13 protein-coding genes are annotated in these 12,394 nt (G+C 45.4%); 7 read left to right on the top strand and 6 right to left on the bottom strand.

Annotated elements, in window-relative coordinates:
• Positions 1 to 44 precede the first annotated feature (44 nt).
• The 4 genes from P3L47_RS02495 to P3L47_RS02480 all read left to right on the top strand — a co-directional run bounded on the left by P3L47_RS02495 (position 45) and on the right by P3L47_RS02480 (position 4,048).
• Positions 45 to 965 (top strand): Mur ligase family protein, encoded by a 921-nt coding sequence (locus P3L47_RS02495; protein ID WP_122363770.1) that lies wholly within the window; start codon positions 45 to 47, stop codon positions 963 to 965.
• Between the two features lie 2 nt (positions 966 to 967).
• Positions 968 to 1,516, top strand: coding sequence for a DUF4924 family protein (locus P3L47_RS02490; protein WP_122363771.1), 549 nt, complete (start codon positions 968 to 970; stop codon positions 1,514 to 1,516).
• Between the two features lie 4 nt (positions 1,517 to 1,520).
• The gene (gene rfbD, locus P3L47_RS02485) at positions 1,521 to 2,381 is read left to right on the top strand and encodes a dTDP-4-dehydrorhamnose reductase (RefSeq protein ID WP_277782566.1); all 861 of its coding nucleotides are present in this window, start codon (positions 1,521 to 1,523) and stop codon (positions 2,379 to 2,381) included.
• Positions 2,382 to 2,467: 86 nt separating this feature from the next.
• Entirely contained in the window at positions 2,468 to 4,048 is a 1,581-nt protein-coding gene (locus tag P3L47_RS02480; protein ID WP_122363773.1) for a peptide chain release factor 3, read from the top strand.
• 172 nt (positions 4,049 to 4,220) lie between these two features.
• Here the strand turns inward: P3L47_RS02480 and P3L47_RS02475 are convergent, their stop codons facing one another.
• From P3L47_RS02475 to P3L47_RS02455, 5 genes are all read right to left on the bottom strand, one after another.
• Entirely contained in the window at positions 4,221 to 4,913 is a 693-nt protein-coding gene (locus tag P3L47_RS02475) for a YjjG family noncanonical pyrimidine nucleotidase (RefSeq protein ID WP_277782565.1), read from the bottom strand.
• Entirely contained in the window at positions 4,913 to 5,785 is an 873-nt protein-coding gene (locus P3L47_RS02470) for a Cbp1 family collagen-binding glycoprotein adhesin (protein WP_277782564.1), read from the bottom strand. The genes P3L47_RS02475 and P3L47_RS02470 overlap by 1 nt, the downstream gene beginning before the upstream one ends.
• Positions 5,786 to 5,803: 18 nt before the next feature.
• On the bottom strand, positions 5,804 to 6,508 hold the full coding sequence (gene rsmI / locus P3L47_RS02465) for a 16S rRNA (cytidine(1402)-2'-O)-methyltransferase (RefSeq protein ID WP_122363776.1): 705 nt from the start codon (positions 6,506 to 6,508) through the stop codon (positions 5,804 to 5,806).
• A 92-nt stretch (positions 6,509 to 6,600) separates the two neighbouring features.
• Positions 6,601 to 7,272: a hypothetical protein gene (locus tag P3L47_RS02460; RefSeq protein WP_277782563.1), complete on the bottom strand. Its 672-nt coding sequence runs from the start codon at positions 7,270 to 7,272 to the stop codon at positions 6,601 to 6,603.
• Between the two features lie 111 nt (positions 7,273 to 7,383).
• The gene (locus P3L47_RS02455) at positions 7,384 to 8,799 is read right to left on the bottom strand and encodes an ATP-dependent DNA helicase (RefSeq protein ID WP_277782562.1); all 1,416 of its coding nucleotides are present in this window, start codon (positions 8,797 to 8,799) and stop codon (positions 7,384 to 7,386) included.
• A 94-nt stretch (positions 8,800 to 8,893) separates the two neighbouring features.
• Between P3L47_RS02455 and P3L47_RS02450 the strand changes: the two genes are divergently transcribed.
• From P3L47_RS02450 to rsmD, 3 genes are read left to right on the top strand one after another with little or no spacing between them, the layout of a single operon-like run.
• The gene (locus P3L47_RS02450; protein ID WP_122363779.1) at positions 8,894 to 9,520 is read left to right on the top strand and encodes a hypothetical protein; all 627 of its coding nucleotides are present in this window, start codon (positions 8,894 to 8,896) and stop codon (positions 9,518 to 9,520) included.
• Positions 9,521 to 9,530: 10 nt separating this feature from the next.
• Positions 9,531 to 10,358, top strand: coding sequence for a DUF3822 family protein (locus tag P3L47_RS02445; protein ID WP_277782561.1), 828 nt, complete (start codon positions 9,531 to 9,533; stop codon positions 10,356 to 10,358).
• Positions 10,346 to 10,894 (top strand): 16S rRNA (guanine(966)-N(2))-methyltransferase RsmD, encoded by a 549-nt coding sequence (gene rsmD / locus P3L47_RS02440; RefSeq protein WP_122363781.1) that lies wholly within the window; start codon positions 10,346 to 10,348, stop codon positions 10,892 to 10,894. The genes P3L47_RS02445 and rsmD overlap by 13 nt, the downstream gene beginning before the upstream one ends.
• Here rsmD and cls read toward each other — a convergent pair.
• Complete coding sequence (gene cls / locus P3L47_RS02435) at positions 10,891 to 12,330, bottom strand: cardiolipin synthase (RefSeq protein ID WP_277782560.1); 1,440 nt, start codon at positions 12,328 to 12,330, stop codon at positions 10,891 to 10,893. The genes rsmD and cls overlap by 4 nt on opposite strands.
• Positions 12,331 to 12,394 lie beyond the last annotated feature (64 nt).

The raw sequence follows: 12,394 nt of genomic DNA, 5'->3' as shown, positions 1-12,394 counted from the left end.
TGAACCTTGATGAAATTGTGTACATTTGCGACAAAATCTAAGCGATGCGAAAAGTTCATTTAATCTCCGTAACCGAACCTCTTGTGCTTGACCTGGCTTTGGCTATTCATGAGAAGGGATATGAAGTGAGTGTTTCCGGTGATGGTATGACGGAAGAAGTGATAGCGAAGCTGCACACTGCTGGTTGTACATGTCATGGAAACGGATGGTTTCCGGAGAGATTAACAAAGGATAATAATTTTGTCGTTTTGGGCGCCACTGTCAAGCAGGATAATCCGGAACTGATAAAAGCTAAGGAATTAGGGTTATTGATTCTCTCTATACCTGAATTCATATTTCAGCGGACCAAAGAGAAAACTCGGGTAGTCGTTGCGGGAAGCCGCGGAAAGAAAACGGTTATCTCGATGATCATTTATGCCCTCCAGCGGCAGAAGATGGTTTTCGATTATGCCCTGACCAGCGAAATCCCTTTGTTGCCGAATCGTGTGCATATGAGCTACGAGGCGCGTATTGCCCTGATAGAAGGCGATGAACATGTTACATCGGCATTGGAGAAACGTTTCCAGCTGGAGTTTTTCCGTCCTCACATCGCGATACTGACCAATCTGGCCTGGACACCGGAAACGGATCACGCCAGCCCGGATGCCTATTACGATACATTCAGGAATTTTACGACCTTGATCGAACGGGAAGGGAAGCTGATCTATTTCGAGGGGGATCCGGCTGTGAAACAGTTGGCTGAAGAGGTGCGTGAAGACATTACCGCTATCTCTTACGGTGCGCATCCTGTGATCGAAAAGGACGGTGCCACTTTCCTCCAGACCCGTTACGGCGAATTTCCGATACAGGTCCCGGACAGTTATTTCCTGACGAATCTGAATGCTGCACGCCTGGCATGCCGCCAGTTAGGTGTTAAAGATGCTGATTTTTATCGGGCGATATCCGAATATAGTGTATCTTTGTAGCTATGATTGTAGCGAAACAAAAAAGAAAAGAAAATATAGCCGAGTATTTGTTGTACATGTGGCAGGTGGAAGACCTGATACGTGCCAATCAGTTTGATCTCGATTCGATCCGCCGGACGGTGATTGCCCAATATGACCAGCCGGAAGAGGTGAAAGAGGAGATTGCCAAATGGTATGAGGAACTGATCGATATGATGCGTAGCGAGGGTGTCATGGAAAAAGGACATATCCAGCTGAACAAGAACGTGATCATAGCCCTGACCGACCTGCACCTGCGGCTGTTGAAGTCGCCTAAAGAGATGATCTACGGGGCGGCTTATTATAAAACGCTTCCTTATATAGTACAGCTCCGAGCAAAGTCCGGGGGGGAAGACTTGCCGGAACTGGAGACCTGTTTTAATGCAATCTATGGTTATCTGCTTCTTCGTATGCAGGGGAAAACCGTCAGTCCGGAAACACAGGAAGCGATTAAACAGATCAGTTCTTTCCTGGCTCTTTTAGCCGAGAAGTATCGTGAAGATATGAACGGAGAATTGAAATTAGAAGATTAACGAAATGAAAACAGTATTAGTAACCGGTGCCAACGGGCAGCTGGGCAATTCTATTCGCCTGCTGGCAGAGAACCATCCGGGATATAATTTCCTTTTTACGGATGTCGATACGTTGGACATTACGAATCCTGCTGCTGTGCGGGGGATGATAAAGGATAATCAGGTTGATTTTGTATTAAACTGCGCTGCCTATACGGCAGTCGAGAAGGCGGAAGAGGAGGAAGCCCTGTGCCGCCGTATCAATGCTTTTGCTGTCGGTGTGCTGGGAAAAGCGGCACATGAAGCCGGAGCAAAGATGATCCATGTCTCTACCGATTATGTTTTCAGCGGAACAAGCTACCGTCCTTATGTGGAGACAGACGTTACTTGTCCGATTTCCACTTACGGGCGGACCAAGTTGGCCGGTGAAGAGATCCTGCAGGAAGTTTGTCCGGATGCAGTTATTATCCGTACGGCATGGCTTTATTCTGAGTTCGGCTCTAATTTCGTAAAGACCGTACTTCGTTTGGGTAAGGAGCGTGACCAATTAGGCTTTGTCTTCGACCAGATCGGAACGCCGACCTATGCGGGTGATTTGGCTGCTGCGATTTTGGCAGTGGTAACAGCCGATGAGCGGAATGCTTTCGTGCCGGGAATCTACCATTTCTCGAACGAGGGTGTTTGTAGTTGGTACGATTTCACGGTAAAAATCCTGCAGATTGCCGGAATCGATTGTCATGTATTGCCGATCGAAACGAAAGATTATCCGACAAAGGCAGTACGCCCGCCTTATAGCGTGCTGAATAAGAAGAAGATAAAAACAACCTACGGTATCACTATCCCGCATTGGGAAGAGAGTCTTCGCCTCTGTATGGAGAAACTTTAGGGTGTTGATAACCCTGTTGATATGTTGAGAAGTATGTTGATAACTCTGTTCATAACCCTGTTTGAAATAAAATAAACGATATAAAAATGAGTCAGTATTCAGAAGAGATTAAAAGAAGAAGAACGTTTGCTATTGTCAGCCACCCGGATGCCGGTAAGACCACATTAACGGAAAAACTGCTGTTGTTCGGTGGTGCGATCCATGTGGCGGGTGCCGTAAAATCCAATAAGATTAAGAAGACGGCAACCTCCGACTGGATGGAAATAGAAAAACAACGTGGAATCTCCGTTGCAACCTCTGTGATGGCTTTCGACTATGAGAATCATAAAGTAAATATCCTCGATACACCCGGTCACCAGGATTTCGCCGAAGATACGTTCCGTACATTGACTGCCGTAGACAGTGTTATTATCGTAATCGACATCGCCAAAGGTGTGGAAGCACAGACCCGTAAGTTGATGGAAGTCTGCCGTATGCGTAAAACGCCGGTGATCGTGTTTGTCAACAAGATGGACCGTGACGGTAAGGATCCTTTCGACCTTTTGGATGAGATTGAAGAAGAATTGCATATCAACGTGCGTCCTTTGAGCTGGCCGATCGACATGGGACAGCGTTTCAAAGGGGTATATAATATATATGAACAGAAACTTGACCTTTACACACCGAGCAAACAGTATGTGACGGAGAAGATCGAGTTTAACGATATCAACAGTCCCGAACTGGAAAACCATATCGGCGATACGCTGGCTGAAAAGCTTCGTTCGGATATCGAACTGATCGAGGGTGTTTATCCGGAGTTCGATGTGGATACGTATCTGAGAGGGGATATTGCTCCTGTCTTTTTCGGTTCTGCCTTGAACAACTTCGGTGTAAAGGAATTGCTGGATTGCTTTGTCAAGATCGCGCCGTCTCCCCGTCCTATCCAGGCTGTGGAGCGTGTCGTTGAACCGGAAGAGGATAACTTTACCGGCTTTGTTTTTAAGATACATGCGAATATGGACCCGAACCACCGCAGTTGTATCGCTTTCGTAAAAATCTGTTCCGGTCGTTTCGAGCGGAATGCTCCTTATAAACATGTCCGTTTCGGTAAGCAACTGCGTTTCAGCAGTCCGACGGCATTCATGGCTCAGAAGAAAGAGACGGTGGATGAGGCTTTTGCCGGTGACATCATCGGTCTGCCGGATACCGGTAACTTCAAGATCGGTGATACGTTGACAGCTGGTGAAGAGCTTCACTTCAAGGGATTGCCGAGCTTCTCGCCGGAAATGTTCAAATACATTGAAAATGCGGATCCGATGAAGGCCAAGCAGTTGAACAAGGGTATCGAACAGTTGATGGACGAAGGGGTTGCACAGCTCTTTACCAACCAGTTCAATGGTCGCAAGATCATCGGTACGGTAGGACAATTGCAGTTTGAAGTAATTCAGTACCGTCTGCTACATGAATATGGTGCTCAATGTAAATGGGAACCGATCAGTCTTTATAAAGCCTGTTGGATCGAAAGTGACAATCAGGCTGCCCTGGATAATTTCAAAAAACGTAAATCGCAGTATATGGCGCTCGACAAAGAGGGGCGCGATGTCTACCTGGCTGATTCCGGCTACGTCTTGACAATGGCACAACAGGATTTCCCGGATATCAAGTTCCATTTTACGTCGGAATTTTGATACCCCCAGTTGCACGATACAGAAATAGCATTTCTGTATCGTGCAACTGGGTATGGGGAAATGAATTGTTCCCTTATAGGGTATCAGAGGATAGGTTATAGGGTATCCGATGATGGGGGGGAGGGCGTTTATATATACCCTATACCGTGTGAGATTCTTCTGAGAACGAGGTTTATAATATTCCTTTTATCTCTTCCAGGCTTTTAACCGTATAGGTTGGAGTAAACTCCTGGGGAGGTAATCCCTGTGGATTGAACCAAAGTTGGTCTATTTTGGATTGGTGGGCACCGAAAATATCGGCTTCGAAACAGTCGCCGATCATCAGTGTTTCACTACGGCGTGAATTGGTATTGATCAAAGCGAAGTCGAAAATACCCTTATGAGGTTTTTGTATGCCGGCATCTTCTGAAAGGATCATCCGGGTAAAGTAAGGTGCCAGTCCGGAATTGCGGAGTTTTTTGTCCTGTACTTCGCGGAAACCATTCGATAAAATATACATGCGGTAGGATGGGCGCAGGTATTCCAGCAACTCGATCGCTCCGGGAACCAGTCCGGTCTTGGTTGTCGTACGTTGCAGGAAATCGTTGTTGACGGCAAGCACCGATTTGGTATCTTCAATACCCAGTGGACGGAGCACGTAACGGAAACGGTCGACAATAAGCGTCTGACGGTCGATCTCGCCTGCCCGATATTGCTTCCAGAGCAACTCGTTGTGCGGCCAGTAGATATCGAAGAAAGCCTCGAAAGAGGCGTAATACCGATCCAAGTGGTGATCGGTATAAATCTCTTCGAGGCATTCTTTATTATTGTGGTACGTATCCCAAAGGGTATCGTCTAGATCTATAAAGAGGTTTTTGTATTTCATCATCCTACTTCAATAACCAGATATTTGCCCAGGCTCCAAAATGTTTTCGGGTCTGTGATGTTCAATGTCAGATTACCGTCTTCGTCTTTTACGAATTCGTAAGAACCTTCCGGGTGATTGGATTTCAGTTTGGCTTTACCGGCGAACAAAGGTATTTCCTTCACTTCGCGGATGTCGACGGAGATAAAGTAATCTTTGTTGAAGCCACTCTGTAATACTTTTGATTTAGAGAAAAGACCGCCGCCGGAAAGGATTTTCTGGTCCTTCAGTTCTTTGGCAGTACCGAAGCAATAGTAAGCCGTGTTGAGTGCCTTGTCCTGTTCACCTAACTTTTCCGATTGGGCGGCTGCGGTTGTTGCCAGGTTTTCCACATCTTCATTCAGGGAAGAAACCATTTCATCCAGTTCCTGGATACGGACATTTTTCTTTGCCAGGTCTTCCTGCAAAGCGACGATCATGGTTGCTTTCTGATCCAGTTCGGAAGAAAGACGGTTGATCGTTTTCTTTAAAGCAGCAGATTGTATACCGCTCTTTTTCAGTTTTTCTTCGAGCTGGCTGATCGTTTCTTTATTCTTTTTCAGTGTTTCGCTGATCAGCTGCATGTTCTGCTTGATCTGTTCGCGGTTACTTTTACTGAACTCTCCGCCGCTTTGCTGCTGGATATTCAGGTAGTTTTCTGCATCGCGGATAGACTGTATGTCTGCCTCTACATCATTTAATGTTGTGAGGATCTCGTTCATCTCGCTGGTCGCTTTCGTATTCTCGATTTTCAGAGAGTCGTTTTCGGCTTTCAGCTTTTTGTATTCGGCCGAATTTTGTCCGCAGGATACCAGTAATGTTGCGCAGGTACAAACTAATAATAACTTTTTCATTTTCTTCTTGTTTTTGAATTAAACATCTTTTTCTGTCTCTTTTTCCTTTTTATCTTTTAAGCCTGCTAATACTATAACAATCTCACCTCTCGGTTCGTTCACGGTAAAGTGTGCTATAACCTCTTCCAGGGTTCCGCGGACAGTCTCTTCGTGTAGCTTGGATATTTCGCGTGACACGGATACTTGTCGGTCGGTCCCGAAGAATTCGGCTAGTTGGGTTAGCGTCTTTACCAACCGGAAAGGGGATTCATAAAAAATGATGGTCCTGTATTCGACGGACAACTCCTTCAGGCGGGTCTGGCGACCTTTCTTCTGGGGTAAGAATCCTTCGAAACAGAATTTTTCGTTCGGTAACCCGGAGGCTACCAGTGCCGGAACAAATGCGGTTGCTCCCGGCAGACATTCCACGTCGACACCCTGGCGTACACATTCCCTTACAAGCATGAAGCCGGGATCGGAGATGGCCGGTGTCCCGGCATCCGACACAAGAGCGATGTTTTCACCGCCTTTAATACGGGAGGCGATCTGCTCTACGGTCTTGTGTTCGTTGAACTTGTGGTGTGATTGCATTTTGTTTTGTATCTCAAAATGTTTCAGCAGAATACCGGTCGTACGTGTGTCTTCGGCCAGGATGAGATCGGCTTCTTTCAACACACGGATGGCCCGGAAGGTCATATCTTCCAGGTTGCCTACGGGAGTCGGTACAACTGTTAACTTTGCCATAATTTTTTTTGGTTGACAGTTGACGGTTGACAAGTGACAGTTAAAATGCAGTCCTTAAAACTGTCAACTATCACTTGTCAACTGTCAACTAATTAAAGGAATCGTTTCTCCAACAGCTTGAGGAAGTCGGCTACAGCTTCATCCTCAATATTCCATTTCAGTTCGTTATTCAGATAGGTTACCGATTCTTCATACGAGTGGATATCGTTGAGGTCGGTAATCGCTTCGTTCATTTTATCTTCATTGCCTCCGAACAGCTCACGGCGGAAACGGAAACGATCGTTCAGGCTGAACGCCTTGCGGAAGTCGGACAGGTTCTTCTTTTCCAGTATATCGCTCAGGAAAACCCCTTGTTTATCTGCCACCACCGTTTTATGAGGTGTTTCCGGAATAATCTCCTGCTTTTCAACGATGATTTCCCTGGCCGGTTCTGCTTCGGGTTCTGCTTCCGATTCTGTTTTCGGTTCCGGAGTGCTCACGTTTTTTTCAGCCGGCTCTTCCTTCACTTCCGGTTCCGGCATCACTGTGGCGACCGGGTTGGGGAGCGACTGGATCAAAGCTTGATGGGCTTCCATTTGTTTACGTAACATCTCGATCTGCGCCGTTTCCAATGAATGAAGGTCATTCAGTATTTTATGTGTCAGATTGAATGTCTGGCTAAAGAAGGATACCGGATATACTTCTGCATCGCGCATACCGGCAATCAACGTTTCGAGTTCCTTGATGTCAAGTAACAGATAATCTATTTTTTCTTTATTTGCCATTTCTGAATTTATGCTTAATGGGAGGCGTAATAACAACGTCCCGATTTATATTGCAACAAAAATAACTATTTCTATCAATGTAACGTACTTAATATGTAAAAAAGTGTACTGTCACTCAACAAATTCATCCGGTAAATTAACTAAATACAGCCGGTGGGTGGCGCGGGTAAAGGCGGTATACAGCCACCGGTAAAAATCTTCTCCCAGCATTTCCTCCGTCATATAGCCGATATCGAGGAAGACGTTCATCCATTGTCCGCCCTGCGCTTTGTGGCAGGTAATGGCATAAGCATATTTTACTTGCACGACATTATAGTGAGGATTGGCTTTCATCTTTTTCATTTTGCCTGCCTTGGTGGGAATATCGTCGTAATCTTCCAAAATGGTATAGAAGAGCTTGTCGTTGAGCTCTTTGGGAAGAGCGGGTGAATCGGTCTGCAAGGTGTCGAGTAGGATCTTTATATCCAGTTCGAGGTCATAGTCCTGAAAACGGACGGTCACATCGGCAAAGCGAAAACCATAGAGTTCGCTTGTACGTTTCACGCGTAATATCTGGACAATCTCGCCGTTCGCTATAAAATCCATTTCCTTACAATCGTTGGTCCAGTAATAGTTGTTTTTGGCAACCATCAGCCGGTCACCCGATGACAACTCTTCTTCTCTGTATAGTATCCGGTTGCGTATTCCGTTATTGTAAATTGTTGCCCGTTTATTAGAACGTGTGATAATCATTGTTTCTTCGATTCCGTCACGGCTGTATGCCGATGATATTTCCTCGATCAGTTCGTCTCCGTTGACCTTCCTGAAGTCTGTAAAACCTTTCAGGTGGAGCTTGGGGTATATCTCGACCTCGTTGTTTCGCAGTGCATCCCGTAAGCGGGTGGCATTGAGTAATATCCCTGAATCTCCGCTTTGCCGGACAACCTGCGTCAGGGTGATTTCTTCTACCTGCAGATTATAGCCTCTGAGTATTTCCGGGTTCAGCGCCGGACTTTCCGTTTGCATGACCGGCGGTAGCTGTGCCACGTCGCCCATCAGGATCAGCCGACAGTTTTCACCCGAATAGACATATTGTATCAGATCATCCAGTAACCGTCCGGTCCCGAAAGAGATCGAATCGATCCCGTCATTCGAGATCATGGATGCTTCATCAACAATAAATAACGTATCTTTGTGTAAATTATCAGCAGGCATGAATCCAGTCGGTTCGTTGGAGAATGCTTTTTGACGATATATCTTTTTATGGATCGTAAAAGCTTTTTGGCCGGAATAGTTCGAAAAGACCTTAGCTGCCCTTCCGGTAGGAGCGAGCAAAACTGTTTTTTGTTTTAGCTCGTTCAGGGTTTTGACCAGGGCACCGACCAGCGACGTTTTTCCAGTTCCTGCGTATCCTTTCAGCAATAAAAGGGTGTCTGATTCGGTTGAAAGCAGAAAATTCGTGAGTGTTTTTAGGGCAGAAAATTGGTCTTCCGTCGGATTATGTGGAAAATTTTGTGTAATTTGGCGGCTTAAATAACTATTTATCATTTTGATTGCAATAATTTTGGTGATAAAGGTAGTGTATTAAATATTCTTTTTTAAATTTGCCGAACGAAATAAATTCAAAAAAACAATACAAACCATGAAAGTTACATTAAAGATTTTATTAGCTGCTGCAGTTATCCTGCTAGTTTACATGTGCTACAGAAGCATTATGACGCCGATCGAATTTAATAAGGAAAAAGATGTGCGTGAAAGTGCTATTAAGACTCGTTTGATCGACATCCGTAAAGCTCAGATCGAGTATAAGAATGTGTACAAAACGCATGCAGGTAGTTTTACCGACCTGGTTAAGTTCCTGAAGGAAGATAAACTTCCGTTCCTGATCAAGGAAGGTGTCTTGACTGACGAGCAGCTGGAAAAAGGTATGACTGAGAAAGAAGCTGTAAAGAAAGGTTTGATCAGACGTGATACTATCTGGGTGGTTGCAAAAGATACATTGTTCGGTGCAAACTACAATGTAGACGATTTGGCAAATGTTCCCGGAACAAGCGTTAAGTTCTCTATGGACACAGCTACACTGACTTCTGGTTCCGGTTATACTGTAAAAGTATTTGAAGCAGGCGTTAAGTATGACGATTATTTGGGTGACCTGGACAAACAGTTGGTTACAAACCTGAAGGACAAAGCTGATAAGCTGGAAAAATTCCCGGGTTTACGTGTTGGTTCACTGACTGAAATTAATAACAACGCAGGTAACTGGGAATAATCGATTGCTTATGGCTATCAGTATTCCTGATACGTTGACTGCAGATAATTCTGGAAAATACATAATGTCCATCCGGCTTAGGTCGGATGGACTTTCTTTTTCAGGATACAGTCCTTCGGAGAGCGAAAGTTTCTTTTATAGAAATATAGAGTTCGACCGGACGAAGCCTTATATCTCTTCACTGAAAGAGTTTTTCTTCGAGCACGAGTTTCTTACATATTCGTATAAACGGACGAACCTGGTCTATGTGTCGCCTCAATATACGGTAGTTCCTGAGGAAGTCTTTACGGAAAAGCAGAAAACGGATCTGTTATCGTTTACCTTTTCCGCTCCTGAGAATAAATGCCTGCATAATCCGCTGGCGCACGAAGCTGCGGAAGTCGTGTTCGGTATGGAAGAAGAGGTGTATGAGTTCTGTTCCCGTTCACTGATCAACCCCGCTTTTGTCCATCATATCACACCTCAGCTGGTTTTGTGGAAACAGCAGAGCCGTGCGTTGATCCCCCGCCAGATGTATGTGGTGATTCACCGGAAGATGATGGATGTGGTTTGTTTTGCCCAGGGAAAGCTGCTTTTTGTAAATACTTTCGGGTATGATAAGCCTGACGATATCCTCTACTATATATTATATGTATGGAAACAGGTCGGTATGGATCAGGAGAAGGACCAGCTTCATATCTATGGAGGTGTTTCTCTGCGTAACAGTATGACGACTACGTTACGAAATTATATACAATATATCAGTCCGGCTGAGATACCGTCGGATGCTTACTTGTTGGGAGCCGAAGTCGTTCAGGCTCCGTTGGATTTAATAGCTTTATCTGTATGCGAATTATAAGCGGAATATATGGGCGTAGACGTTTTGATGTGCCGTCTTCTTTCAGTGCACGACCAACGACCGATTTTGCCAAGGAGAATCTTTTTAATGTGATCAACAACCTGACCGATCTGGAAGGGGCTGATGCGCTGGACCTGTTTGCCGGAACGGGAAGTATCTCGTTCGAATTGCTTTCAAGGGAATGCAGAAGTGTTACAGCCGTGGAAAAAAATAATGCCCATGCTTCTTTCATCGCCAAGGTTGCAAAAGAGCTGAAGACGGAATCTCTTCACCTGATTCGTGGTGATGTGTTCCGTTATCTGCATTCGGCTCCGAAACAGGGGTTCGACTTTATTTTTGCTGATCCGCCTTATGCGCTGAAGGAACTGCCGGAAGTACCAGAGCTGGTTTTTGAACGTGACCTGTTGCGAGACGGAGGTATATTCGTGATGGAGCATCCGAAAACGAATGATTTCTCTCATCTTCCCTATTTTGACCAGCAACGTGTTTACGGCTCCGTCAACTTCAGTATCTTTATTAAAGAAGAAAAGGCTTAAAGGAGCGGGGAAAACAGACGCATGAATGACTCGGCAAGCCGTTGTTTGACGGGCCGTTTCAGCCAGCGTGACGGGATCAGCCGCTCGCAACTGTGCATGTCGTGCAGGAATACCCGCTTCATCTGCATGGCAAAAGAGGGTTCGTATACGAATGCGTTTATTTCGAAATTGTGCTCGAAGCTGCGGAAGTCCATGTTGGCTGAGCCGATGCAGGCAAGCGCATCATCAGTGATCATCAGCTTGGAATGCAGGAAGCCCGGCTCGTAAAAATAAACTTTCACTCCAGCCTTTACCATCTCGTCGATAAAAGAATGTGTAGCCATATTGGCGGTGCGGGTATCCGAACGTTTAGGCAGCATGAGCCGTACGTCGATACCTCCCAATGCCGCGATCAGCAGTGTCTGGTTCAACCCTTCGGTCGGAAGGAAATAAGGAGTTTGTATGTAAATGTATTTTTTGGCATTCGCGATGGCAAAGATATATGCCTGGAGCAATGTGCGCCATTGCCCGACCGGCCCGCTTGTCACTATCTGCATGATGTTGTCTTCATTATATATCTTTGCAGGCGGATAAAATATCTTGTCGTTCAACAGTTTCTTGCTGACAACATACCAGTCGATCAGGAAAGCGGACTGTAGTCCGTGTACTCCTTTTCCGATTATCCTGAAATGAGTGTCGCGCCAGATACCCCATTCCGTTCCTTTCTCATACCGGTCGGCAATGTTCATTCCTCCCATATAGCCGACCTGTCCGTCGATAACAACGATTTTCCGGTGATTTCGGTAATTGACTTTGCTGGTGAAGACCGGAAAAGCTACCTTCAGGAAGGCATGCACTTCGATACCTGCATCCTGCATCTCGTCGAAGAAACTGTTTTTTACGTTCCAGCAGCCGACATCGTCGTACAATAACCGCACCTTGACACCTTCTTTTGCTTTTGTGATCAGGGCATTTTTGAATTGTGTCCCTATTTCATCATCGCAAAAAATGTAATATTGGATATGGATATGGTGAGTCGCCTCCTGGATATCCTTCAGCAGGTCTTTGAATTTATCCGCTCCGTTCGTATAGATTTTGATCTCGCTTCCGTAAAGGAGGGAGGATTGATTGTTGTTATTCAATAGCGTGACCAAAGGTTGGTATGGACCGGGAACGGTACAGGCATCCTGCGGAAGTTTTCCCTCCTGCGGACGTTTCATAATACGTTTGTAAGTCCTGCGTGAGATGATACGCTGCTTCCTGTTGTCCTGCCCGAAGAAGAAATAAAAAAGCAGTCCGATACCGGGAGCCAGTAATAACACGATGACCCAGGGGATGGTTTTTAAAGGATTCCTGTTCTCTGCGATGATAACCAGAACCAACCCCAGTATGGTGATGGAGTACAATATGATGAATATTACTCCTGCAACCCATTGTATGTGTATGGCAGCCAGCATGAATTTTAACTTTGTTATAAGTTGATAAAGGTAGTAAGGTAATTTGTAAATAACAAATCTTTAC

This window comes from Parabacteroides chongii, from assembly GCF_029581355.1.
Classification (GTDB): domain Bacteria; phylum Bacteroidota; class Bacteroidia; order Bacteroidales; family Tannerellaceae; genus Parabacteroides; species Parabacteroides chongii.
The sequence above is the reverse complement of the archived record's forward strand: the minus strand, read 5'-3'. Positions and strand labels throughout refer to the sequence as shown.

Bases quoted from the DNA above. Each gene is read 5' to 3' on its own strand.
- P3L47_RS02495 (WP_122363770.1), top strand. From the start codon at position 45: ATGCGAAAAGTTCATTTAATCTCCGTAACCGAACCTCTTGTGCTTGAC.
- P3L47_RS02490 (WP_122363771.1), top strand. From the start codon at position 968: ATGATTGTAGCGAAACAAAAAAGAAAAGAAAATATAGCCGAGTATTTG.
- rfbD (WP_277782566.1), top strand. From the start codon at position 1,521: ATGAAAACAGTATTAGTAACCGGTGCCAACGGGCAGCTGGGCAATTCT.
- P3L47_RS02480 (WP_122363773.1), top strand. From the start codon at position 2,468: ATGAGTCAGTATTCAGAAGAGATTAAAAGAAGAAGAACGTTTGCTATT.
- P3L47_RS02475 (WP_277782565.1), bottom strand. From the start codon at position 4,913: ATGAAATACAAAAACCTCTTTATAGATCTAGACGATACCCTTTGGGAT.
- P3L47_RS02470 (WP_277782564.1), bottom strand. From the start codon at position 5,785: ATGAAAAAGTTATTATTAGTTTGTACCTGCGCAACATTACTGGTATCC.
- rsmI (WP_122363776.1), bottom strand. From the start codon at position 6,508: ATGGCAAAGTTAACAGTTGTACCGACTCCCGTAGGCAACCTGGAAGAT.
- P3L47_RS02460 (WP_277782563.1), bottom strand. From the start codon at position 7,272: ATGGCAAATAAAGAAAAAATAGATTATCTGTTACTTGACATCAAGGAA.
- P3L47_RS02455 (WP_277782562.1), bottom strand. From the start codon at position 8,799: ATGATAAATAGTTATTTAAGCCGCCAAATTACACAAAATTTTCCACAT.
- P3L47_RS02450 (WP_122363779.1), top strand. From the start codon at position 8,894: ATGAAAGTTACATTAAAGATTTTATTAGCTGCTGCAGTTATCCTGCTA.
- P3L47_RS02445 (WP_277782561.1), top strand. From the start codon at position 9,531: ATGGCTATCAGTATTCCTGATACGTTGACTGCAGATAATTCTGGAAAA.
- rsmD (WP_122363781.1), top strand. From the start codon at position 10,346: ATGCGAATTATAAGCGGAATATATGGGCGTAGACGTTTTGATGTGCCG.
- cls (WP_277782560.1), bottom strand. From the start codon at position 12,330: ATGCTGGCTGCCATACACATACAATGGGTTGCAGGAGTAATATTCATC.